This is a genomic window from Amycolatopsis coloradensis, assembly GCF_001953865.1.
Classification (GTDB): Bacteria; Actinomycetota; Actinomycetes; order Mycobacteriales; family Pseudonocardiaceae; genus Amycolatopsis; species Amycolatopsis coloradensis.
The window spans coordinates 377,692-400,089 of record NZ_MQUQ01000006.1; the positions used below are offsets into that span (position 1 = coordinate 377,692).

General features: G+C 67.4%; 21 protein-coding genes and 1 other RNA gene. 7 read left to right on the forward strand and 15 right to left on the reverse strand.

The window, feature by feature from the left end; all coding sequences use genetic code 11:
• Nucleotides 1–57 precede the first annotated feature (57 nt).
• The 5 genes from hutI to hutH are packed head-to-tail and all read right to left on the reverse strand — an operon-like array spanning nucleotide 58 to nucleotide 6,877.
• On the reverse strand, nucleotides 58–1,212 hold the full coding sequence (gene hutI / locus BS329_RS15105) for an imidazolonepropionase (RefSeq protein WP_076161008.1): 1,155 nt from the start codon (nucleotides 1,210–1,212) through the stop codon (nucleotides 58–60).
• Complete coding sequence (locus BS329_RS15110) at nucleotides 1,200–2,504, reverse strand: formimidoylglutamate deiminase (RefSeq protein ID WP_076161010.1); 1,305 nt, start codon at nucleotides 2,502–2,504, stop codon at nucleotides 1,200–1,202. Before BS329_RS15110 ends, hutI begins: the two co-directional genes overlap by 13 nt.
• On the reverse strand, nucleotides 2,501–3,697 hold the full coding sequence (locus tag BS329_RS15115) for an allantoate amidohydrolase (protein ID WP_076161013.1): 1,197 nt from the start codon (nucleotides 3,695–3,697) through the stop codon (nucleotides 2,501–2,503). Before BS329_RS15115 ends, BS329_RS15110 begins: the two co-directional genes overlap by 4 nt.
• Nucleotides 3,694–5,346, reverse strand: a complete 1,653-nt coding sequence (gene hutU / locus BS329_RS15120) for a urocanate hydratase (RefSeq protein WP_076161016.1) — start codon at nucleotides 5,344–5,346, stop codon at nucleotides 3,694–3,696. Before hutU ends, BS329_RS15115 begins: the two co-directional genes overlap by 4 nt.
• A gap of 4 nt (nucleotides 5,347–5,350) precedes the next feature.
• Nucleotides 5,351–6,877, reverse strand: a complete 1,527-nt coding sequence (gene hutH, locus BS329_RS15125; RefSeq protein WP_076161018.1) for a histidine ammonia-lyase — start codon at nucleotides 6,875–6,877, stop codon at nucleotides 5,351–5,353.
• 176 nt (nucleotides 6,878–7,053) lie between these two features.
• On the opposite strand from hutH, the gene BS329_RS15130 reads away from it, so the two are divergent.
• The gene (locus BS329_RS15130; RefSeq protein ID WP_076161021.1) at nucleotides 7,054–7,839 is read left to right on the forward strand and encodes an IclR family transcriptional regulator; all 786 of its coding nucleotides are present in this window, start codon (nucleotides 7,054–7,056) and stop codon (nucleotides 7,837–7,839) included.
• On the opposite strand, the gene BS329_RS42540 is transcribed toward BS329_RS15130, so the two are convergent.
• From BS329_RS42540 to ssrA, 3 genes are all read right to left on the reverse strand, one after another.
• Complete coding sequence (locus BS329_RS42540) at nucleotides 7,827–8,042, reverse strand: hypothetical protein (protein WP_143253029.1); 216 nt, start codon at nucleotides 8,040–8,042, stop codon at nucleotides 7,827–7,829. The genes BS329_RS15130 and BS329_RS42540 overlap by 13 nt on opposite strands.
• Nucleotides 8,043–8,688: 646 nt before the next feature.
• Nucleotides 8,689–9,627 carry a DUF222 domain-containing protein gene (locus BS329_RS15135; protein WP_279628153.1) on the reverse strand — a complete coding sequence of 313 codons (939 nt, stop codon included), beginning with the start codon at nucleotides 9,625–9,627 and terminating at the stop codon, nucleotides 8,689–8,691.
• Nucleotides 9,628–10,005: 378 nt separating this feature from the next.
• Nucleotides 10,006–10,378: a transfer-messenger RNA gene (gene ssrA, locus BS329_RS15140) on the reverse strand.
• A 156-nt stretch (nucleotides 10,379–10,534) separates the two neighbouring features.
• Between ssrA and BS329_RS15145 the strand changes: the two genes are divergently transcribed.
• From BS329_RS15145 to BS329_RS15165, 5 genes are all read left to right on the forward strand, one after another.
• A complete protein-coding gene (locus BS329_RS15145; RefSeq protein WP_076161024.1) occupies nucleotides 10,535–11,218 on the forward strand; it encodes a sensor domain-containing protein in 684 nt (227 codons plus the stop codon).
• Entirely contained in the window at nucleotides 11,215–12,354 is a 1,140-nt protein-coding gene (locus BS329_RS15150; RefSeq protein ID WP_076161026.1) for a sensor histidine kinase, read from the forward strand. The genes BS329_RS15145 and BS329_RS15150 overlap by 4 nt, the downstream gene beginning before the upstream one ends.
• A 52-nt stretch (nucleotides 12,355–12,406) precedes the next feature.
• Nucleotides 12,407–13,048, forward strand: a complete 642-nt coding sequence (locus BS329_RS15155; RefSeq protein ID WP_076161029.1) for a response regulator transcription factor — start codon at nucleotides 12,407–12,409, stop codon at nucleotides 13,046–13,048.
• 81 nt (nucleotides 13,049–13,129) lie between these two features.
• A complete protein-coding gene (locus tag BS329_RS15160) occupies nucleotides 13,130–13,381 on the forward strand; it encodes a hypothetical protein (protein WP_076161031.1) in 252 nt (83 codons plus the stop codon).
• Between the two features lie 93 nt (nucleotides 13,382–13,474).
• Nucleotides 13,475–14,800 (forward strand): acyltransferase family protein, encoded by a 1,326-nt coding sequence (locus BS329_RS15165; protein WP_076161033.1) that lies wholly within the window; start codon nucleotides 13,475–13,477, stop codon nucleotides 14,798–14,800.
• Here BS329_RS15165 and BS329_RS15170 read toward each other — a convergent pair.
• The 7 genes from BS329_RS15170 to BS329_RS15200 all read right to left on the reverse strand — a co-directional run bounded on the left by BS329_RS15170 (nucleotide 14,790) and on the right by BS329_RS15200 (nucleotide 20,640).
• Nucleotides 14,790–15,686: an amidohydrolase family protein gene (locus BS329_RS15170; RefSeq protein WP_076161035.1), complete on the reverse strand. Its 897-nt coding sequence runs from the start codon at nucleotides 15,684–15,686 to the stop codon at nucleotides 14,790–14,792. The two genes, BS329_RS15165 and BS329_RS15170, sit on opposite strands and share 11 nt — an antisense overlap.
• Nucleotides 15,683–16,165 carry an SsrA-binding protein SmpB gene (gene smpB / locus BS329_RS15175; protein WP_061981176.1) on the reverse strand — a complete coding sequence of 161 codons (483 nt, stop codon included), beginning with the start codon at nucleotides 16,163–16,165 and terminating at the stop codon, nucleotides 15,683–15,685. The genes BS329_RS15170 and smpB overlap by 4 nt, the downstream gene beginning before the upstream one ends.
• Before the next feature lie 52 nt (nucleotides 16,166–16,217).
• Nucleotides 16,218–17,111 (reverse strand): permease-like cell division protein FtsX, encoded by an 894-nt coding sequence (gene ftsX, locus BS329_RS15180; protein ID WP_076161038.1) that lies wholly within the window; start codon nucleotides 17,109–17,111, stop codon nucleotides 16,218–16,220.
• Nucleotides 17,112–17,162: 51 nt separating this feature from the next.
• On the reverse strand, nucleotides 17,163–17,852 hold the full coding sequence (gene ftsE / locus BS329_RS15185; protein ID WP_076161040.1) for a cell division ATP-binding protein FtsE: 690 nt from the start codon (nucleotides 17,850–17,852) through the stop codon (nucleotides 17,163–17,165).
• 135 nt (nucleotides 17,853–17,987) lie between these two features.
• A complete protein-coding gene (gene prfB / locus BS329_RS15190; protein ID WP_143253030.1) occupies nucleotides 17,988–19,091 on the reverse strand; it encodes a peptide chain release factor 2 in 1,104 nt (367 codons plus the stop codon).
• Nucleotides 19,092–19,157: 66 nt separating this feature from the next.
• Nucleotides 19,158–19,658, reverse strand: coding sequence for a PadR family transcriptional regulator (locus tag BS329_RS15195; RefSeq protein WP_039920095.1), 501 nt, complete (start codon nucleotides 19,656–19,658; stop codon nucleotides 19,158–19,160).
• A 388-nt stretch (nucleotides 19,659–20,046) separates the two neighbouring features.
• Nucleotides 20,047–20,640, reverse strand: coding sequence for a TetR/AcrR family transcriptional regulator C-terminal domain-containing protein (locus tag BS329_RS15200; RefSeq protein WP_076161043.1), 594 nt, complete (start codon nucleotides 20,638–20,640; stop codon nucleotides 20,047–20,049).
• Between the two features lie 93 nt (nucleotides 20,641–20,733).
• Here BS329_RS15200 and BS329_RS15205 point away from each other — a divergent pair, with 93 nt between their 5' ends.
• Entirely contained in the window at nucleotides 20,734–22,185 is a 1,452-nt protein-coding gene (locus BS329_RS15205) for an FAD-dependent monooxygenase (protein WP_076161046.1), read from the forward strand.
• The last annotated feature ends 213 nt before the right edge of the window (nucleotides 22,186–22,398 follow it).

The following is a 22,398-nucleotide window of genomic DNA, read 5'->3' on the forward strand; positions in this document are numbered from 1 at the left end:
GGACCTTTGCTCCCACTCGCTTAGCATGCCTAAGTAAGCGATAGCAAAGGTCCCTTGCTACTTTCCGCTGGTCAGACGCGTGCCCCGCCGCCACACAGCGGCAGTCAGCGGCACTCCGGGCCGGTACGCGAGGTGAGTGACCGAAGGCGCCTCCAGCACCTGAAGGTCGGCTCGCGCCCCTGCCCGCACGACGCCCACATCGTCACGCCGAAGCGCCCGCGCCCCACCCGCGGTGGCCGACCACACGGCCTCGTCGATCGTCATCCGCATCTGGAGCACGGCGGTCGTGACGCAGAACGCCATCGACGTCGTGTACGAGCTACCCGGGTTCGCGTTGCTGGCCAGCGCGACCGTCGCCCCCGCGTCCAGGAGCCGCCGCGCCGGCGCCAGCGGCTGCCGGGTCGACAGGTCGCACGCGGGCAGCAAGGTCGCGACGGTCTCCGAAGCAGCGAGAGCCGCTACGTCCGCTTCGCTCAGGTACGTGCAGTGGTCGACACTGGCCGCACCTAGTTCGACGGCGAGTTGGACGCCTGGCCCCTCCCCCAGCTGATTGCCGTGCACCCGCAGCCCGAGCCCGCGTTCGCGCGCCGCCTTCAGCACCCGCCCGGACTGCGCCTCGTCGAACGCACCGGTCTCGCAGAACACGTCCGCCCACCGCACCAGCGGCGCCACGGCGTCGAGCATGTCGCCGCACACCAGGTCCACATAGGACTCCGCGTCCGCACCGGGCGGCACCAGGTGCGCGCCGAGGAACGTGACCTCGTCGGCCACGTCGGCGGCGATCCGCGCCGAGCGCATCTCGTCCTCGACGTTGAGCCCGTACCCGGTTTTCGTCTCCAGGCAGGTCGTTCCCTGCTTCGCCGCTTCGTCGACATGGCGCCGCAGGTTCGCCGCCAGCTGCTCGTCGGACGCCGACCGCGTCGCGTCGACGGTGACCGCGATACCCCCGGCGCTGTACGCCTTTCCGGCCATTCGCGCCTCGAACTCGGCCGTCCGGTCCCCGGCGAAGACGAGGTGCGTGTGACTGTCGACCCAGCCGGGCAGCACCGCCCGGCCGTCGACGTCGACCCGCTCGTCCGCGTCCGGGGCGTCCGCCGCAGCGCCGGCCCAGGCGATCTTTTCACCCTCGATGACGACGGCCGCGTCGTGGAGTTTGCCCAGCTCGGCGTCGTTCGTGGTGAGTTCGCCGATACCCGTGATCAGGACTGCCACAGTGCCTCGATCTCCTTGGCCAAGACCGCTTCCGGCCGGTCGATCAGCTGGTGTGCGCCATCGCGGACGATCTCACGCCCGGCGACGACGACATTCCGGACGTCCGCACCGGAAGCGGCGAAGACCACCCCGGACGGCTCGATCCCCGCGGTCCGCACCGAACCGAGACCGATCGTCACCAGGTCCGCGCCCGCGCCCGGAGCCAGCGCGCCGACCTCGTCCCAGCCGACCGCGCCGTGATCCGTCGCCGCCGCGAGCAGTTCCTCCGCAGTGAACCGCCCGCGCTTTTCGCTGGCGAGCCGCTCGTTCAGTTCCAGCGCCCTGGTCTCCTCGAACGCGTCGACCACCGCGTTGCTGTCGCTGCCGAGCGACAGCCGCACCCCGGCGTCCAGCAACGTCCGCGCCGGGCCGATGCCGTCACCGAGATCCCGTTCGGTCGTCGGGCAGAAGCACGCACGGCTACCAGCTTCGCCGAGCCACTTGATATCGCCCGGTGTCAGATGCGTCGCGTGCACCGCGGTGAGCCGATCACCGAGCACGCCGTTGTCCCAGAGCAGTCCCGTCGGAGTCCAGTGATAGGCCGCCATACACTGCTCGTTTTCGGCCCGCTGCTCCGAAAGATGAATGTGCAGCGGCCGATTCGCGGGCGTTCCGTTGTCCACTTCGGACAGTTGATCTTCGGGAACGGCCCGCACCGAATGGATCGCGCCGCCCACCCGGAACTTCTCGTCCTCCCGCAAGTCGCCGACTCGTTGCGCCCACTTCCCGGCCGAGCCGTCGGAAAACCGCCGCTGCACCTCGTCGGGTTCGACGCCGATGCCGCCCGCGAGATAGCAGGTGTCGAGCAGCGTGAGCCGGATCCCGGCGTCCTCGGCCGCCTGCCGCAGCGCCTCCCCCATCGCGTTCGGCTCGGCATAAGGCTTTCCGCCCGGCGCGTGGTGCAGATAGTGGAACTCGCCGACACTCGTGTACCCGGCCAGCACCATCTCCGCGTAAACCGCACGCGCCAGGCGATAGTACGAATCCGGATCGAGCCGGGACGCGAGCGAGTACATCCGCTCCCGCCACGTCCAGAAGGTCCCGCGATCGTGATGCGTCCGGCCTCGCAGCGCCCGGTGGAACGCGTGCGAATGCCCGTTGGCGAAGCCGGGCAAAGTCAGTCCATTCAGGACAGTTCCTTCGCGAGGCGCGTTCGCCGACACCGAAGTGATCTTACTGCCGTCGACCTCGATCCGGACGGCATCGGCGATCCCGTCCGGCAGCCAGGCACGTTCACACCAATATGTCGTCATGTCGACAACTTCTCCAGGACGTCCGCGAGCGCGCGGGCGCCGTGGTCGACGTCCTCCGCCTCCGAGAACTCCTCCGGGGAATGGCTGATACCGGTGGGATTGCGCACGTAGAGCATCCCGGACGGGACGAACCCGGCCAGGATCGCCGCGTCGTGCCCGGCGCCGGTCGGCAGCTCCGGCGGCCCGCCCAGCCAGGTGCCGAGGTCGCGGCGCAGCGCGTCGTCGAAGATCACGTCGTCCGAGTACGACTCCCTGGTCACCTCGACCCGACATCCTTCCTGACCTGCCGCTTCCTCGGCCAGTTTGACGATTTCCGCGACCAGTCCGGGCGTATCCGTGCCCGGCACCCGCGCGTCCAGCCACAGGTCCACAGTGGACGCGATGACGTTGGTGCCGCCCGGCACCGGCACGAGCCTGCCGACCGTGGCCCTGGCGTCAGCCTTCGCCTTCGCCAGTTTCCGCACGGCGAGCACGGTCTCGGCCGCCGGGATCATCGGGTCACGACGGTCGCCGATCAGCGTCGCACCGGCATGGTTTCCCTGACCCTGGAAGGAGAATCGCCAGCGGCCGTGCGCGATCACCGTGTTACCGAGGGCGATCGGCGAGCCCAGGTCGATCAGCCCGCGCCCCTGTTCGACATGCAGTTCGAGGAACCGCCCGATCAGGCCGAGCCGCTCGGAATCACGGCCGACGCGTTCGGGATCGAGGCCGGATTTCGTCGCCGCTTCGGCGAACGTCACGCCGTCGGGGTCACGCAGGCCGCGTGCCTTGTCCGCATCTATGGTGCCGGTCAGCAACCGCGACCCGAGACACGGCACCCCGAAACGGCCACCCTCCTCCTCGGCGAAGACCACGACGGCGAACGGCTTGGCGGGGCGGAATCCCTTGGCCTGCAAGATCTCCACCGCGTCGAGCGCGCTCGCGACACCGAGCGGGCCGTCGAAGGCGCCGCCGCCGGGAACCGAATCGAGATGGCTACCGGTGACGACGGCGTCCGGACCGGGGGTGCCCCACCAGGCCCAGATGTTGCCGTTGCGGTCGGTCTCGACACCGAGTCCCAGTCGCCCCGCGCGTTCGACGAACCACGCGCGCAGTTCGGTTTCGGCCGCGTCGAAGGCGTGGCGCGAATAGCCGCCGCGTTTCGGGTCGCGGCCGACGTCCGAAATCTCCTCCAGCAGCGAAGACGCGGTCACTCGGCGTCCCGCATCGGCACGCGGACGCCGCGCTCGTCGGCGACGTCGGCCGCGCTGTCGTATCCGGCGTCGACGTGCCGGATGACGCCCATGCCCGGGTCGTTGGTGAGCACGCGCTCGAGTTTCTGCGCGGCGAGCTGGGTTCCGTCGGCCACGCTGACCTGGCCCGCGTGGATCGAGCGGCCCATGCCGACACCGCCACCGTGGTGGATGGACACCCAGCTGGCGCCCGACGAGGTGTTGACCAGCGCGTTCAGCAGCGGCCAGTCGGCGATCGCGTCGGATCCGTCGGCCATGCCCTCGGTCTCGCGGTACGGTGAGGCAACGCTGCCCGAGTCGAGGTGGTCACGGCCGATGACGACCGGCGCCTTCAGCTCGCCACTGGCGACCATCTCGTTGAACCGCAGGCCCGCGAGGTGCCGTTCGCCGTAGCCGAGCCAGCAGATCCGCGACGGAAGTCCTTGGAAGGCCACGCGCTCGCCTGCCAGCTTGATCCAGCGCGCGAGGGATTCGTTCTCCGGGAACAGTTCCAGCATCGCGCGGTCGGTCGCCGCGATGTCCTCGGGATCACCGGACAGCGCCGCCCAGCGGAACGGCCCGTTGCCCTCGCAGAACAGCGGGCGGATGTAGGCGGGCACGAACCCCGGGAAATCGAACGCGCGCTCGCAACCGCCGAGTTTCGCTTCGCCGCGCAGGGAGTTGCCGTAGTCGAACACCTCCGCGCCCTTGTCGAGGAAGCCGAGCATCGCCTCGACGTGTTCGGCCATCGACTCGCGGGCGCGTTCAGTGAACTCGTCGGGCTTCTTGTCCGCGTAGTCCTGCCACTCGTCCACGCCGATTCCCTTGGGCAGGTAGGAAAGCGGGTCGTGCGCGGAGGTCTGGTCGGTGACGATGTCGACCTCGACGCCGCGGCGCAGCAGTTCCGGCAGCACCTCGGCGGCGTTGCCGACCACACCGACGGACAGCGCGCGCTTCTCCTTCTTCGCGGTTTCCACGCGGCGGACCGCGTCATCGAGGTCGTCGGCGACCTCATCGAGGTAACGCGTCTCGACGCGGCGGTGGGCGCGCTGCGGATCACATTCGATGACGAGCGCGACGCCGTCGTTCATGGTGACGGCCAGCGGCTGCGCGCCACCCATTCCGCCGAGACCGGCGGTGACGGTGAGCGTGCCCTTGAGGCTGCCTCCGAACCGCTTCTTCGCCACGGCGGCGAAGGTTTCGTACGTGCCCTGCAAAATGCCCTGCGTGCCGATGTAGATCCAGGACCCCGCGGTCATCTGGCCGTACATGGTGAGGCCCTGCGCCTCCAGGCGGCGGAATTCCGGCCACGTCGCCCAGTCGCCGACGAGGTTGGAGTTCGCGATGAGCACGCGCGGCGCCCATTCGTGCGTGCGGAACACGCCGACCGGCTTGCCGGACTGGACGAGCAGCGTCTCGTCCTGCTCCAAACTGGTCAGCTCACGGGTGATCGCGTCGAAGCTGGCCCAGTTGCGGGCGGCCTTGCCGGTGCCGCCGTAGACGACCAGGTCCTCGGGGCGCTCGGCGACCTCGGGGTCGAGGTTGTTGTGGAACATCCGCAGCGCGGCTTCGGTCTGCCAGTTCTTCGCGGTGAGCGTGGTGCCTCGGGCGGCACGGACCGTGCGGGACATGGGCTCAGACCTCCAGTTGGGCCGCGGCGAGGACGGCGCCCGACGCGACGAGTTCTCCGGCGGCGGCGATCTCCGGCGCCAGGTGACGATCGGGGCCGGGGCCCTCGACCTTGGTACGGACAAGATCCCGGACCCGGCCGGTGACCGGGGACGGGGCGAGGGGCGCGCGCATGTCGAGTGCCCGCGCGGCGGTGAGCAGTTCGATGGCGAGGACGGTGTTGAGGCCCTCGACGGCCTTGCGCAGCTTGCGCGCGGCGGACCAGCCCATGGAGACGTGGTCCTCCTGCATGGCGCTGCTCGGGATCGAATCGACCGACGCCGGCACCGCGAGACGCTTGAGTTCGCTGACCACGGCCGCCTGCGTGTACTGGGCGATCATGTGGCCGGAATCGACGCCGGGGTCGAACGCGAGGAACGGCGGCAGGCCGTGCGAGCGGGCCTTGTCGAGCATGCGGTCGGTGCGGCGCTCGGCGATGCTGGCGACGTCCGCGAGCGGGATGGCGAGGAAGTCGAGTACGTACGCGACCGGGGCGCCGTGGAAGTTGCCGTTCGATTCGACACGGCCGTCGGACAGCACGACCGGGTTGTCGACCGCGGAGTGGAGCTCACGCTCGGCGATGAGTTCGGCGTGGGTGAGGCTGTCGCGTGCGCCGCCGTGCACCTGGGGCGAACAGCGGAGTGAGTACGCGTCCTGGACGCGGTTGCAGTCCGGTCCGCGGTGGCTCTCGACGATCTTCGAGTCCTGAAGCGCTTTCCACATGCGCTCGGCGCTCAGCGCCTGCCCGGGGTGCGGGCGCAGGGCCTGGAGGTCGGCCGCGAAGGCGCGATCGGTGCCGAGGAGCGCTTCGACGCTCATCGCCGCGGTGATGTCGGCGGTGTCGAGAAGCTTGCGCAGGTCCGCCGCGGCCAGTAGGAGCATCCCGAGCATGCCGTCGGTGCCGTTCGTGAGGGCGAGGCCTTCCTTCTCCGCGAGAACGACCGGCTCGATCCCGGCGTCCTTCAGCGCTACGCCCGCCTGAACGACTTCGCCGTTGTACTCGACTTCGCCCTCCCCCATCAGCGCGAGCGCTACAGCGGCGAGAGGCGCGAGGTCACCGGAGCAGCCGAGGGAGCCGTACTCGTGTACAAGCGGGGTGATTCCGGCGTTGAGCAGGGCCGCAAGCGCTTGCGCGGTGCTCGGGCGGACGCCGGTGTAGCCGCTGGTCAGGGTGCGGAGACGCAGCAGCATCAGCGCGCGCACGACCTCGGTCTCGACAACCGGGCCCGCGCCGGCCGCGTGCGAACGGATCAGCGACCGCTGAAGCGCCGTACGGCTCTCGAGCGGGATGTGCCTGGTGGCGAGCGCCCCGAAGCCCGTCGAAACGCCGTACGTCGGCGTCTCGGCGTGGGCGAGATTGTCGATGTGCTGACGCGTCGCGGCGAGATTCTTCTCGGCCGCTTCGCTGACCGCGACGGGCGAGTGGTCACGGGCGACCGCGACGACCTGTTCGGGCCGAAGCGGTTCAGACCCCAGAAGTACGGTTTCCGACATAACCCCATTGGACAACGCCATGCCCGCTGGTGGGCGGCCCCAACCGGTGGTTGTGTCTGGTATCCAAGACACAGCACCGGGAGAGCAGGGGACCTTTGCTATCACTTCTCTCGACGTTGAGGGAAGTGATAGCAAAGGTCCCCTGCTACCGCCGCTGAGCGAGACAGGAGGTCACGATGGGTGAGAGCAGCGAGGTCCCGGCACTGCGCCGCGGTCTGGGCATCCTTCGCGCCCTCGCCGCCCGGCCGGGCCCGATGTCCGCCGCCGCGATCGCGCGCGAACTCGACCTCCCGCGTTCGACGACGTATCACCTGCTCGCCGAACTGGAAGCCGCCGGTTTCGTGGCGCACCTGCCCACCGAACGCCGGTACGGCCTCGGCATCGCCGCGTTCGAACTCGGCTCGGCCTACTTGAGGCACGACCCGCTGGAGAGGCTCGCGGTCCCGCTGCTGCGTAAACTCGCCGACAGGGTCGGCCATACCGCGCATCTCGGCGTGCTGCACGGCAACGAGTCGCTCTATCTGGTCAAAGAGCGACCCACGCGGCCGGAAACACTGGTCACCGAGGTCGGCGTCCGGCTACCCGGCCAGCTCACTGCCTCGGGCAGAGCGATTTTGCGGCACTTGCAGTCGCCGCACGTGCGTGCGCTCTTCCCTGCCGCGTCGGCGTTCGTCCTGCGCACCGGCCGCGGCCCGCACACCCTCGCCGAACTGCGGCGAACGCTGAACGCGGAGGGCAGGCTCGGCTGGGCGGTCGAAGACGGCCACGTCACCGAAGGATTCGCCTCGGTGGCCTGCCCGGTCTTCGACCACGGGGGCCGGCCGATGGCCGCGATCAGCGTGACGCTGCGCCACCTCTGCCCAGGGGCGGAAGGCTGCGAGGAAACTTGGCCTGACCTCGCCGAAGCGGTCCGTCTGACCGCGGCCGAACTGACCACCCGGATCGGGGGTCAGGTGCGCTGAGCGTGCTTCTTCTGGACTCCCTCGAGCCCGAGCATCGCCAGCAGTTCCGCACAGTCGAGAGCATCCGAAGCGTGCCCGGCGACGGTTCGCGCGGCTCTGCCGTTCTGCAGGGTGAGGCGGACTTCTTCCTCCGCGCGCACCCCAGCCATCCGGCTCTGGTCTTCAGCGGGATCGGGACGACTGGAATGCCTAGCCCAGGTCATCTGCCACCTTCTTCCGGCCCTCCGGCGACACGGGGTCGGTTCGAAAGAGGGCCATGGTCGGACACTCAGCATGACATCCCACCCCGCGGCAGTTCCCGGCGCGGGTGAACTGAGACAAAAATGATCTAGATTCGGCTACGCTCCGTGATCCAAAAGGGACTCGAATCGGGCATTGAACGGTGCACCCGTGTCGGGCATCGAATGCCCCGTCCCCGCCACGACGGCGCGGCTCGCGCTGGTCCTGTCCGCGATCGTGTCGGCGATGACTCGCACTCCGGCCGACGACCCTTCGGTGCTCACGAACATCGGGGATCGGCCGAGGCCAACACATCCAGCAGCAATTCCGTGTCACCGGAGGCCTCATCCCGGCCAGCGCACGAGCACCGCGCGCTACGTCGCCTGGTGGCAAAAGCCGGCGAGCGGAAAGAACGCCTTGAAGACCTCGTAAGGCTCCTCCGGCAGCCCAGCGAGGAGCTTCCGCAGCTCCACGCGCCGACGACCTCGCCACCCCGGATCACTTCGGTCCCGGGCGGCTCGACCACGGTGAGTGTCCGAACCACCTCAGGCCGTCGCACGGCCGCGAAGTCCTGCACGCCGTCCGGCGACTTCCCGCGCCCGGGCGATCCGGCGCGAACAGCATCCACGTTTAGTCAAGGGCGCATGGCCCCGCCGTGCATCCCGGCCGCCGAGCAGCACACCGTGGACGAACACGATTCACGGTCCGGCCCCACACCGATGCACACGAAGCCGCATTCTCCGAGGCTGACCGCGGCCAAATAGTTCTGCCTATGCCCGTAGGTGCATGGTGTTTTTTTCCGGTGGGGTCGAGGTAGGCGGGGGCGATGAATTCCGGTAGTCCGTCGAGGGCGATCCGGACTTTCCATTCGCTTTTATGGATCAACCGATCCCCATAACGCTCACCCTTGCTACAGGAGTCCCGGACACTGTCCACGGCCTTGTGCGACTTGGCCGGCGGATCAAGATCGGACTTCAACCGCGCATACGTTTCCAGATCCAACGTCCCCGCGAACCCCAGCGTGCCATCACGATGCTTGATGAACCGCAACTCCGGACGGGCATCTTTCGGGCCTTCGTCACGGGGCTCTTTACCGTCGGGATCCATCATCTTCAGCATCCGCCGCCCGGCTTTCATGATCTCCTTCAGCCCGGCCCGGCGAGCCAGATCAACCAGGATCTTCTCCTCTGCCCGCACGTCATCCTCGGGAACAAAGGAGGGCACCTGAGCGAGAGCGCCGATGATCGCGCCAATCTGACCATCACCGATCGCATCCTCCGCCGCAGCCTCCGCGGTCAACGGCGGCACCACATCCCCACCGATAACCACCCCGGGATGCAACGCCAGTGCCCGATCAGCACGAGCCGAAGCTTCCTTCTCCGACACGGTGAAATCCTGAAAATCAACCCCCATCAACGTCGAATGCCCCGTACAGCCACGGACCCCGCGGGAATTCGACTCCGCCAGAATCGCGTACTGCTCCGCATCCAACCGGCGCTTCAATACCTCGATTTCCTGCTTACGGACATGCAACGTCGCCGTATAAGCACGCCACCACTCGGTGCACACTCGCCGAGAACTGTTTCGCTGGCCACGTGATCAACGCTACACCTGTTCGAGCACCTGTGCTATCAAGATTTACGTAGCGATCCCGAAGAAAGCGAAGCACGCGAAGCACCTTTTAAGAATGTCCGGTCAGCGAAGATCGCTTCAGTACTTCGCAACATAAAACCCACAATCACCACAACGGCCGCGGAGAGCGCCTGTCGAGTGCGCTCCTCGCCAAGGAGAGCAGCCCTTCGACCTCCTCGCCCGGTAACTGCGAACCGAGTACCGGGGACCTCGACGCCGGCTCGATCTGAAGCAAGAGCGAGCCCACAGTCCGTTCAGCCGGAGCGCACACGAAGAAGCGGCCCTACCCCGAGGGGCAGAGCCGCTTCCGTCGACCAGTGGAGGTGCCGGGAATTGAACCCGGGTCCTCTGGCGTATCACCAGGACTTCTCCGTGCGCAGTCCGCTATGTCTCTACTTGGCCCCTTCAGTCACGCGAACAAGCTGAAGTGACGAGCCCAGCCACTGTTTGATTCCCAACCACACCCCGTAGCCGAGTGTGGCGGTAAGCCTCCTAGCTGATGCCGGTGACCGGGTCGGAGGCGACCCCGGACCGACAGAGTTGCTCTACTGCTTAGGCAGCAAGAGCGAACTCGCGCTGGCTCTTAGGCTCGGCGCTTATTGGTTTGCGATGACGCTTACGGTGGTCTCTCGCCTGCACCGGCACGCTTCTCCTGATTCAACGTCCAAAGTCGAAACCGTTCACCCCCTTGATGGGACACAACCTGTACAGCATAACGCGGACGGCAACCCGGTTAATCCTCGCGGTGGGGCTAGCCCCACCTGCGAGATGCCCGCGGGCACCATGTCACCGGCCCGCTCCGGCAGGCGATGCTTGTCTCCTCGAACCAGAGAGGGGCACGACCATGAGTTCGCTAGCGGCCGAGCGGGAGCTGAGCAGGTCCGATCCGTCCTTCGGCGGCTCGCTGGTCTACCTGCTGATGAACCTGCCGATGGGCATCCTCGCGTTCACCCTCCTGATGTCGTTCGTCTGGCTGGGCATCGGTACGGCGGTCGTCTGGATCGGGTTGCCGATCCTCGCGCTGGTGATCCTGTCGGTCCGCGGGGCGGCCCGGATGGAGCGCGCCAGGGTGTACGCGCTGCTCGACCGCTACATCGACCTGCCGTACCTCCCGTTGCCCGTCGGCGGCCAGTCCGTGCGCTGGAAGGCGCGGCTGAAGGACCGTTCGACCTGGCGCGACCTCGGCTACTTCTTCCTCTTGTTCCCGGTCGGGATCGTCGAGTTCGTGTTGGTCACGGTGTTCTGGTCGACCAGTCTCGGCCTCGCGGGCCTGCCGATCTACTACCGCTTCCTCCCGGGCGGCGAGTACCGCTTCCCGAACTACGACGTCCCGTGGTTCACCGTCGACTCGACGGTCTCGGCGCTGCCGTGGGCCGCTCTCGGGGTGCTGTGCATCGCTCTCTCGGTAGCGTTGACGAAAGCGCTGGCCGGCACGCATGCCCGGCTGGCGACGGCGTTGCTCGGGCCCACCCACGCCCAGCGCCGCCGTCTCGAGGACTCTTGGGGCGAGAGCACGGTGACCGGATGACGATCGACCAGCAGGTACAGCACGTGGAGATTCCGCGACCGCGGCCACTGAAGTCGATCGTCTACATGATCGTCAGCTTCTTCTTCCGGATTCTCCAGTTCGTTTTGATCGTCACGGGCCTCGCCGTCGGGATCGCGACCGTGGTGGTGTGGATCGGCTTCCCGATCCTCATGGCCACGACCAACTTCATCCGCTGGTCCGCCGACCGCGAACGCGGCTGGGCGCGGAAGATGCTCGGCACACCGCTGGAACCGGTCGAGCGGCTCCCCCTGGAGGGCTTGACGCTGGTCAAACGCTGGCTGACCCGGCTGACCGACGCGACGACCTGGCGCGACCTCGCCTACCTGATGCTCGCGTTCCCGCTGGCCTGCGTGGAACTCCCGATCGCGCTCGCGTCCATCGTGCTGCTGCCGATGGCGATCTGGGTGACCCCGTGGCTCGCCTGGCTGCACGGCAACCTGGCGTTCACCTTCCTCGGCCCCAACCGCACTCAGCGGCTGGAGCAGAAGGCGGAGCACCTGCAAGCGTCACGGGCCCGCGGTGTCGACGCGGCCGAGGCCGAACGCCGCCGCATCGAGCGTGACCTGCACGACGGCGCTCAGCAGCGCCTGGTCGCCGTCGCGATGAGCCTCGGCCGCGCGAAGTCGAAGTTCGACCAGGACCCGGACGCCGTACGTGAGCTGATCGACGAAGCGCACCTGGACGCCAAGCTCGCGGTGTCGGAACTGCGTGATCTCGCCCGGGGCATCTACCCGGCCGTGCTCGGCGACCGCGGCCTCGACGCCGCGCTGTCCGCGCAGGCCGCGAAGTCCCCGATCCACGTCGATGTCCAGGTGGACGTCGAACCGCGGCCGCCGGCGGCGGTCGAGACGACGGCGTACTTCATCGTCGGCGAGACACTGACCAACATCGCGAAGCACTCCGGAGCGACCGAAGCGGGCGTGAAGGTGTGGCGCACGGACTCGATGGTGATCGTCGAGATCACCGACAACGGGCACGGCGGCGCCGAGGTCCGGCCTGGCGGCGGCCTCGCCGGGCTCGCCGACCGGGCGGCCACGATCGACGGCGTGATCACCGTCGTCAGCCCGCCCGGTGGCCCGACGGTGATTCGCGCGGACCTGCCGTGTCAATGGTGATCAGCTCGTGAGTGAATAGGCTCCGCCATTCACTCACGAAGCTGGGGGCAGCATGCGGGTTGTCATCGCCGAAGACGCGGTTCTGTTGCGCGAGGGGGTGATCCGTCTGCTCGCCGACGAGGACATCGAGACCGTCGCGGCCGTGGACAACGGCGACGACCTGCTGGGCGCGGTCAAGGAGCACCGGCCGGACCTCGCGATCGTCGACGTGCGGATGCCGCCCACCTTCACCGACGAGGGCCTGCGCGCGGCCCTGGGTGCCCGTGAGGCTGTCCCAGGGTTGCCCGTCCTGGTGCTTTCCCAGTACGTCGAAGAGAGCTACGCCGTGGAGCTGCTGTCCGGCGGCGCGGGCGGAGTCGGCTACCTGCTCAAGGAACGCGTCGCGGACGTCGGGGACTTCCTCGACGCGGTCAAGCGGGTCGCCGGCGGCGGGACGGCCATCGACCCGGACGTCATCGCCCAGCTGATGGCACGAGGCCGCAAGAACCCCCTCGACGCCCTCACGGCCCGCGAGTCCGAGGTGCTGGGGCTGATGGCGCAAGGCCTGTCGAACACCGCGATCGCGAACTCGCTCGTCGTCTCGCACGGTGCCGTCGAGAAGCACATCGGCAACATCTTCTCGAAGCTCGGCCTGGAAGCGAGTTCGGTGGAGCACCGCCGCGTCCGCGCGGTGCTCACTTACTTAGGACGCTGAAGTAGCTCTTGGTGGCGAAGCCGTCACTCACCTAACATGGGCAGACTGTTGGTGAGAGACGAGCCGAACCGAGGAGGACCCATGACCGACAGGCCCTCCCACAACGTCCGCTTCTTCGGCGGGCCTCTCGACGGGCGTGTCCAGGAACTCGGTGACACCGAGCCGATCGCGGGCACCGTGCTCAAACACGTCCATCTGCACGACGGGCCGAAGATCGAGACCCGGTACGAACTCGGCCTCGCCGAGGACGACCGCTGGGAGTTCCGGCTGTGCTCCGCCCCGGTCCCGGAACCCGCGCCGCGGCCGGAGCCCGAAACCGACGGTGTGGGGTAGGGAAAACTCCACCTCCGGAGGACGAAAACCGGAAGATCGATACGGCGGCCCGCACCGCTGTTTTGGCAGCCCTGAAGCACCAGGCTCTTTTCCATGCACACGAGCCAGAAACAGGGCCGGGACAGGTTCCTGGACATCGTCCGAGCGGTCGCGATCCTCGCGGTCGTCGTTCAGCACTGGGGAATGCCGGTGCTCTCCTACGCCGACGGCCACCTCTCCACCGGGAACGCGCTCGCGACGCCTGGCTGGTGGGCTTTGACCTGGCTTTCGCAAGTGATGCCCTTGGTTTTCTTCGCCGGTGGCGCGGCGAACCTGATCTCCTTGGGCCGCGCGGAAAGTTCGCGTTCCTGGCTCGCGGGCCGCCTCAAGCGGCTGATGATCCCGGTGCTGCCGCTCGTGGCCGTCTGGCTCTTCGTCCCGGACATCCTGCGCGGGATGGGCATTCCCGAGCAGCCGCTGCAGGTCGGCGGCGCGATCGCCGCCCAGCTGCTGTGGTTCCTTGCCGTGTACGTGCTCACCGTGCTGCTCACGCCGACGCTGGCCGCGGCACACCGTCGCTGGGGCCTCAAAGTCCCGCTCGTGATGCTCGCCGCCGCCGTCCTCGTCGACGTCGCCCGCTTCAACGACCTCGGCCTGATCGGGTTCGCGAACGCCGTCTTCGTCTGGATGGCCGTGCACCAGCTCGGTTTCCACTACACGCAGGGCCGTCTCGGCTCACTGAGCCGCAACGCCGCGCTGGGCATGTCCGCCGCCGGTTTCGGCATCACCGCGCTGATGGTCGCCTTCGGGCCCTACCCCGCCAGCATGATCGGCATGCCGGGCGCCCCGGTGTCGAACATGAGCCCGCCGACCGTGCTGCTGGCCTTCCTCGCGATCGGCCAGATCGGCCTCCTGCTGGCCTTCAAACCGCAGCTGAACGCTTTGGTCGCCCGCCCGAACCTCGACGCCGCCTTGAAGTGGATCGGCCCACGGTTCATGAGTGTCTACTTGTGGCACATGCCTGCCCTGATCGTCGTCTCCGGCGTCGCGGTCTACGGCCTGGGTTACGAGACTCCCGAACCGGGTTCCGTGCTGTGGCTGACGATGGTCCCGGCCTGGCTCGGCGCCTGTGGACTGGTGCTCCTCGGTCTCTTGCGGCTCTTCGCCCGCTTCGAAACGCAAAGCTCCGGCCCGGCATCGACCGCGCACACACCTCAACTCGTCGTCGCCGGCCTGGCTATCGCCGGTGGCCTGCTGGGACTGGCCGCGCACGGTTTCGCCCCGCTGAGCGACGGGATCACGCAGGGCCCGGTGCCGTGGGTGGCGCTGGCGACGGGTGGATTCGTCTTGGCCGGTAAGCAGATCTCGATCTCGGACCTGGGGACGCGGCTGCTCGGCCGCGCGCTCTCGGTCACCGAGTCGGCGCAGCTCAAACGCTGAGCAGTTTCGCGGGAGTGTCGTGCAGCACCGCCCGCAGGAACGGCTCACCCAGGCGATCGTCGGCCGCCCAGCCGGCGATCGCCTGCAACTGCGTGGCGTAGGAGTACGGGATGTTGGGGAAGTCGGTGCCGAGCACGACGCGGTCGGGGAACTCGGCCAGCAGGTCCGTCCAGTCCGGTGGGAGCGGGTTACCGCGCCGGGTGAACTCCACCCCGACCATCGTGGTGTCGAGGTGCACACGCGGATACTTCCTGGCCAGCTCGAACGCGAAGTCGATCTCGGGCATCCCGGCGTGGGCGAGCACCAGGGTCAGGTTCGGATGCCGCACCAGGATCTCTTCGAACAACCGTAGCCCGGTGTAAGCACCCTTCAACGGTCCGTGTCCACAGTGGACGACCGCCGGGACACCCGCGTCCGCCAGTGCGCCCCAGACGCCGTCCAGCAGTGCGTCACGCGGGTCGTAGGCGCCGACCTGGACGTGCGCCTTGAAACAGCGGGCGCCCGCGCGCAGCGCGCCGTCCACAACGGACAGCGCCGACGGCTCCGGGTAGAACGTGCCCGTCGGCACGGCGTCCGGGACGCGCTCGGCGAACTCCAGCGCCCAGGACGTCAGCCATTCGGCCATCCCGGGCTTGTGCGGATAGACCAGCGGCGCGAACTTGCGCACGCCGAACGAGCGCAGGGTTTCGATCCGCTTTTCTTCCGACGTGCGGTAGTACACCGGCCAGGCCATGCCGTAGTGCTCCTCGGCCTGATCGAAATAGGCCCACACCTTGTCCATCACCGGCTTCGGCAGGAAGTGCAGGTGAAGGTCCACGAGCCCGTCGATGCCCAGCGCCGCGATCCAGCCCGGGATCTCGGCGTCGGAGGCGGGGCCGTGGATCAATCGTTGTACCGGCCCTTCAGCGCCCGGCCGAGGGCCCGGCTGATGGTGCGCTCCGCGTCACGCTTGGAGATGTCCTGCCGCTTGTCGTAGGACTTCTTGCCCTTGGCCAGCGCGATCTCGACCTTGACCTTGCCGTCCTTGAAGTACATCGACAGCGGCACCAGGGAAAGCCCGCTCTCCTTGGTCTTGCCGATGAGCCGCTCGATCTCCTGGCGGTGCAGCAGCAGTTTCCGGGTGCGCCGCGGGGTGTGGTTCGTCCACGTGCCCTGGACGTACTCCGGGATGTGCACGTTGCGCAGCCAGACCTCGCCGTCGTCCACCGTGGCGAACGCGTCGGCCAGTGATGCCCGTCCTTCACGCAGGCTCTTCACCTCGGTACCGACGAGCACGAGACCGGCTTCGTAGGTATCGAGGATGGAGTAATCGTGGCGAGCCTTGCGGTTCGACACGATCACCTTGTGTCCACGTTCCTTGGGCATAGCGGCGACTCTACGTGAGTTTCTGTGTTCGGGCAGGTGGTTATCGGGCGGGTCAGTGGCGCACGTACAGGCGCAGCGTCACGTAGCCGGTGATGGCCGAAATGATGACCGACACGGCGAGCAGGATCGGCGCCACCGGGAACAGCAATTCGAGCATGCCGACCGCAGGGAACACGTCACCCGTGAGCACCAGGTCGAGCAACAGCACCTTGGTGAGCACGAGGAAGACGATGCCGATGATCGCGCCGACAAGGCCGGCGACCACCGCCTCCAGCAGGAACGGCAGCTGCGTATACCAGCGGGTCGCGCCGACCAGGCGCATGATGCCGACCTCGGTACGCCGCGTGAACGCCGACACCTGGATCGTGTTGGCGATCAGCAGCAGCGCGGCGATGGCCATGATCAGCGCGGCCCCGAAGGCCAGGTTCCGCACACCGTTGAGCGCGTTGAACACGCGGTCCAGTGCCTTCTGCTGGTCGTCGACCTTGCTGACGCCGGGTTTGCCGGTGTACTCCTGGATGATCGCCTGGCTGCGCTCGGGATTCTTGAGCTTGACGTGCAGGGACGCGGGCAGCGCCTCCGGCCCGGTCAGCGCGAGCAGTTCCGGCTGGCTCTCGAACATCTTCTTGAACCGCTCGAACGACTGCGCGCGGTTCTCGAAGACGACCGACTCGACGCCGTCGTTGCGTTGCAGGTCCTCGCGCAGTGACTGGCAGGCGGACTGCGAGCAGTTCGGGTCACCCGAGCTGATGTCGTTGACCAGATAGACCGATACCTCGACATCGGCGAGGAAGTTGGCCTTCATCTTGTCGATCGTGCCGACGGCCAGCAGGCCGAAGCCGAGCATGGCGAGGGAGACCGCGGTGGTGAGGATCATCGCGATGGTCATCGTGATGTTCCGGCGCAAGCCGGTAACTACCTCGCTGAAGACGAAACTGGCGCGCATCGGGGTTGATGTCCCTTGGAAGTCGTGGGTTACGGAGGAGGGCGGGGCCGGTCAGCGGCCGATGCCGTAGACGCCTCGGGCGTCGTCACGGATGACCTTGCCGAGCTGAAGCTCGACGACCCTTCGCCGCATCGAGTCCACGATCCCATGGTCGTGGGTGGCCATCAGCACCGTCGTGCCGGTGCGGTTGATCCGCTCCAGCAGCAACATGATGTCCTGGCTGGTGTCGGGGTCCAGGTTCCCGGTCGGCTCGTCGGCGAGCAGCACGAGCGGGCGGTTCACGAACGCGCGGGCGATCGCGACGCGCTGCTGCTCACCACCGGAGAGTTCGTTGGGGAGGCGATCGGCCTTGCCGTCGAGGCCGACGAGTTCGAGCACCTCGGGCACGACCTTGCGGATCGTGGGGCGCGGCTTGCCGATGACTTCGAGCGCGAAGGCGACGTTCTCGGCGACGGTCTTGTTCGACAGCAGGCGGAAGTCCTGGAAGACGCAGCCGATGGTCTGCCGCAGGCGCGGCACCCGGCGGCGGGCGAGCTTGGCGACGTCGAAGTTGGAGACCATCACGCGACCCTTGCTCGGCACCTCTTCGCGCAGCAGGAGACGCAGGAAGGTCGACTTCCCGGATCCCGAGGGACCGATCAGGAAGACGAACTCACCTTTGTCGATCTCGACCGACACCCTTTCGAGGGCGGGACGGGTCGAGGTCTTGTAGACCTTGGAAACCTCTTCGAGCCGGATCACGGTTCGGCATACTACCCATGCCCGCCGTCAAGCCCGGGTAGCCCGGTCCCGGCGGCCAAGCGAGCAAGGGACCTTTGCTGTCACTCTCCCCCGGAAAGTGACAGCAAAGGTCCCTTGCTCTCTCACGCAGGGTTGTTACGCAGCTCCGGACTGCTTGCGCCAGCGGATGCCCGCCTCCAGGAAACCGTCGATCTCACCGTCGAGAACAGACGACGGGTTGCCGACCTCGAACTCGGTCCGCAGGTCCTTGACCATCTGGTACGGGTGCAGCACGTAGGAACGCATCTGGTTGCCCCAGCTGGAGCCGCCGTCCTTGAGCGCGTCCATCTCGGCGCGCTCCTCTTCCTTCTTCCGCTGCAGCAGCCGCGCCTGGAGGACCTTCATCGCGGCCGCCTTGTTCTGCAGCTGCGACTTTTCGTTCTGACACGAAACGACCACACCGGTCGGGATGTGCGTGATGCGCACCGCCGAGTCGGTCGTGTTGACGCTCTGGCCGCCGGGGCCGGACGAGCGGTACACGTCGACGCGGATGTCCTTCTCGGGGATGTCGACGTGATCGACCTCCTCGACCTCGGGCATCACCTCGACATGCGCAAAGGAGGTCTGGCGGCGGCTCTGGTTGTCGAACGGCGAGATGCGCACCAGCCGGTGCGTGCCCTGCTCGACCGAGAGCGTGCCGTAGACGTAGGGCGCGGTCACCTTGAACGTCGCGGACTTGATGCCGGCCTCTTCGGCGTAGGAGATGTCGTAGACGTCCGTCGGGTAGTTGTGCCGCTCCGCCCAGCGCAGGTACATCCGCAACAGCATCTCGGCCCAGTCGGCGGCGTCGACGCCACCCGCCTCGGACCGGATGGTGACCACGGCGTTCCGCACGTCGTATTCACCCGACAGCAGCGTGCGGACCTCGAGCCCGTCGATGTCCTTGGTGAGCGCCGTCAGCTCGGATTCGGACTCGGCCGCGCTGGCGGTGTCGCCCTCGTCCTCGGCCAGTTCATAGAGGACGCCCAGGTCGTCGAGCCGCTGCCGCAGCTCGGAAATGCGTCGCAGCTCACTCTGCCGGTGGGACAACTGGCTGGTGACCTTCTGCGCCGCTTCGGGGTCGTCCCAGAGGTTCGGGCTGGACGCCTGTTCCTCCAGCTCGGCCACCTGGGCACGCAGCGCATCCAGGTCCATCACCGACTCGATCTGCGTCAGCTTGCCGGCCAGGTCCTTCAGTGCCGCATCGAACTCATCACTCACGTCGGCCAAGGTTACGGCAAAACCCACGACCGGTTGCGGGGAACCGGTCGTGGGCACCTGTCCGGGTCAGGACTGGGGGATGGAGTCCAGCAGTTTCAGTGCCGCTTTCGCCTGCGCCTGCGCGAACTCGGCGACAGCCTTGGCGTACGGGCCGTCGGCGGCCTTGGTGGCGGCCTTGGCTTCGTCGAGCTGCTGGGTGTAGCTGGCGCGCGCCGACTCGAGCAGCGTCGAGCGCTGCTTCACCGTCAGCGAACCGGCGTGGACGAGACGCAGGATCAGCGGGCTGCGGAGGTGGTCAGGACCGGCTTCGGAGGACAGCCACGTCTTGAACGCCTTCTTGCCCGCCGCGGTGATGAGGTACTGCTGGCTCGACCGCGGGCCCTGCTTGCCGAGGCGGACGAGGCCCTCCTTCGACAAGGCGGGGAGCTCCCGGTACACCTGGCTGCGGGTCACGCTGAAGAAGGCGCCGAAACGCTCACCCGCCCCCGCGACCAGTTGCCCGCCCGTGGCGGGACCGTCGTGGAGAAGACCGAGCAGTGCGGCGGCTGTTGCATTCAATTCGGACACGTACTCCACGGTCCCACTTTTCCGAACCTGTGTCCACTGTGGTCAGCGCATCTGTCCATTGTGGCTAGTGATATGCGCTCATTCGGCCCAACGCGCTACGCCTGTCCACAAAGGACCGGACACGCTGCGCAACCGGCCTTCGCCACGGACAGCGGCAGGCGTCCCCCACCCCGACCAACGACGACGGGTGATCGACCCGGAGGGCACACGCGCCACGGATACCGGAAAACAAAGAAGCGCGGGTCTGCGATTTCCGCAGACTGNNGTTATGAGCCCAGCGAGCTACCGAGCTGCTCCACCCCGCGTCGTTGTGTTAATAGATTACATGGGGGCGAAACCGGGTTTCAGGGGGGTACCCTTAACTTTTCAAAGGGCCTTTGACCTGGCTTTATGTCGCAAGTTTGTCATCCAGCCAAGCGAAGACGCCGTCGAGCACCATGGTCAGCCCGTCGCCGAACCTGCCCTCGACGTCCTCGTCGAAGACCCACGCGGTGGGTGTGACGTCATAGCGTGGGTCCCGTTGGCCCGGAACCGGGTAAACGGCCTGCTCTTCGATCGTGAAGCCGATGACGTAGCTGTAGACGGTGAACAACGCTCGGCCGGCCAGGTACGGTTCGAGCCCCGCTTCGACCCGCCCCAGCAGCGGATTGTCACCGAGCAGGCTGTCGTCGGTCATGAAAGTCCCGGAGAAGACCTTCGCTCCATCACGGTAAGCGAGCATCATCCGCCGCATCGCCCGTGATGCCAGCTCGAGAGCCTCCCTTTCCCCCGTACCTTCCGGCACGCGGCCCGGCATCGCGTCGGCGTACATCTGCGTCGCCATCTCGTCGAGCAGCTCCTGCTTGTTCTTCATGTGCCAGTACAGCGCCGGAGCCTTGACCCCGAGTTCCTGCGCGATCAGGCGGAGCGTCAACCCGTTGAGCCCGACATCGTTGAGCAGTCGCAGCCCGGCGCAGACGATGTCCTGCCTGGTCAGACCCACTTTCAACCTTCTCTCCAGTGATCACTCCTTGACAATTTAACAATGTTAAGGGCACGCTGGGCGCAGGTCAATTTAACGTTGTTAAGGAGTGGTATGCACAACCTGGGGACGGACGTGGTCGTGACCGGAGCGGGCCCGACGGGGCTGATGCTCGCGCATGAACTCGCGCTCGCCGGCGTCGATGTCGTGGTGCTGGAACGGCATCCCGAGCGCACGGGGCTGTCGAAGGCGCTGAACCTGCAGCCGCGCACCGCGGAAATGCTGGAGCTGCGCGGACTTCTGGACGGCGTGGAGGCTCGCTCGTACGCCACGGTGCAGGACGGGCATTTCGCGATGATCCCCGTCGGCTACGACGGTTGGGACACTCGATTCCCTTTCCAGCTGGGGATTCCGCAGGCGGCGGTTGAGGGATTCCTGGAGGAACGGCTTGCCGCACAAGGAACGAAGGTGATGCGCGGCAGCGAAGTAGTCGATTTCGTTCAGGACAAAGACTCTGTGACTGTCCGGTACCGAACAGACGGTGGCGAAACGCGGCTGCGCGCGAAGTTCCTCGTCGGCTGCGACGGCTCGCGAAGCGTTGTACGCAAAGGACTCGGCATGGGCTTTCCCGGCGTGGACGGAGAAGGTTTCGGGGTGGTCGCGGACGTCCTGTTCGACAAAACACCTGCCGGTGCGCAAAAACAGTGGCGAACGATGCGGAACATCGGTGAGCCGACCGGCGAAACCACGTTCAAGGGCCTGATCCCGTTGGGAGAACCGGGTCTCTACCGCTTCGTGTACGGCGACAGGGCCTCGCGGCCTGCGGACATGCGGTCCACCGTCACGCACGACGAAGTCCGGCAGGCGCTGCATGACTCCTACGGCGAGTCCGCGACGGTGTCGGAGATCCGGTGGGCGTCACGGTTCTCCGACGCCGCGCGGCAGGCGGAGCACTACCGCGCGGGACGGGTGCTGCTGGCTGGCGACGCCGCGCACATCCACTTCCCAGCCGGCGGGCAAGGACTGAACCTGGGCGTGCAGGACGCCATGAACCTGGGGTGGAAGCTGGCCGCGACCGTGCACGGCTGGGCCGGTGACGACCTGCTGGACACCTACGAGGCCGAACGGCACCCTGTCGGCGCTCAAGTGCTGCACAACGTCGCCGCGCAGCTAGGGCTGACTCCGCGATCTCACGAGTCTCGCGCGCTTCGCGCCGTCTTCGCCGATCTGGCCGCGCTGCCGGAGGTGAGCCGGTACCTGTCGGGCATGGTGTCCGGTCTCGGGATCCGCTACGAGACCTACGGGACGTCTCACGCCGCTCTCGGCACGCGCCTGACGGACCAGGACGTCCTCACCGACACGGGACCCATCCGGCCCAGCACGCTCTTTCACAACGGCGACTTCGTGCTCCTGACGACCACACCGGCCCACATCGACGCGGCCCGCTCTCAGGCACCCCGGCTGACCACCCAGCTCGTCACCGAGCTGCCCTGGCCCTCCACCGAAGCCGTCCTGTACCGCCCCGACGGCTACGCCTGCTGGACCGCCCCCACCCCGCCGCGATAGCAAAGGTCCCCCGCTCCCCCGCCCCTCAGCGCGATAGCAAAGGTCCCCTGCTCTCCCGCAGTCCTCGGGCACCTAAGCAACCGACTCACTTGGGGAGGCAGGGGGCGAAGCCTCTGGCGAGGATCCGGGGGTTCGACTCCCGGTACAACACGAAAGAGGCGCGGTCTGCGATTTCCGCAGACCGCGCCTCCAACCTCTGTAGCGGGGACAGGA

What these genes read in the sequence shown, in the direction of transcription:
- BS329_RS42540 (WP_143253029.1), bottom strand. Translation starts at nt 8,042, where the DNA reads ATGACCTGGGCTAGGCATTCCAGTCGTCCCGATCCCGCTGAAGACCAG.
- BS329_RS15205 (WP_076161046.1), top strand. Translation starts at nt 20,734, where the DNA reads ATGCACAACCTGGGGACGGACGTGGTCGTGACCGGAGCGGGCCCGACG.
- smpB (WP_061981176.1), bottom strand. Translation starts at nt 16,165, where the DNA reads ATGCCCAAGGAACGTGGACACAAGGTGATCGTGTCGAACCGCAAGGCT.
- ftsX (WP_076161038.1), bottom strand. Translation starts at nt 17,111, where the DNA reads ATGCGCGCCAGTTTCGTCTTCAGCGAGGTAGTTACCGGCTTGCGCCGG.
- hutH (WP_076161018.1), bottom strand. Translation starts at nt 6,877, where the DNA reads ATGTCGGAAACCGTACTTCTGGGGTCTGAACCGCTTCGGCCCGAACAG.
- BS329_RS15110 (WP_076161010.1), bottom strand. Translation starts at nt 2,504, where the DNA reads ATGACGACATATTGGTGTGAACGTGCCTGGCTGCCGGACGGGATCGCC.
- BS329_RS15165 (WP_076161033.1), top strand. Translation starts at nt 13,475, where the DNA reads ATGCACACGAGCCAGAAACAGGGCCGGGACAGGTTCCTGGACATCGTC.
- BS329_RS15150 (WP_076161026.1), top strand. Translation starts at nt 11,215, where the DNA reads ATGACGATCGACCAGCAGGTACAGCACGTGGAGATTCCGCGACCGCGG.
- BS329_RS15145 (WP_076161024.1), top strand. Translation starts at nt 10,535, where the DNA reads ATGAGTTCGCTAGCGGCCGAGCGGGAGCTGAGCAGGTCCGATCCGTCC.
- BS329_RS15155 (WP_076161029.1), top strand. Translation starts at nt 12,407, where the DNA reads ATGCGGGTTGTCATCGCCGAAGACGCGGTTCTGTTGCGCGAGGGGGTG.
- hutU (WP_076161016.1), bottom strand. Translation starts at nt 5,346, where the DNA reads ATGTCCCGCACGGTCCGTGCCGCCCGAGGCACCACGCTCACCGCGAAG.
- BS329_RS15130 (WP_076161021.1), top strand. Translation starts at nt 7,054, where the DNA reads ATGGGTGAGAGCAGCGAGGTCCCGGCACTGCGCCGCGGTCTGGGCATC.
- BS329_RS15160 (WP_076161031.1), top strand. Translation starts at nt 13,130, where the DNA reads ATGACCGACAGGCCCTCCCACAACGTCCGCTTCTTCGGCGGGCCTCTC.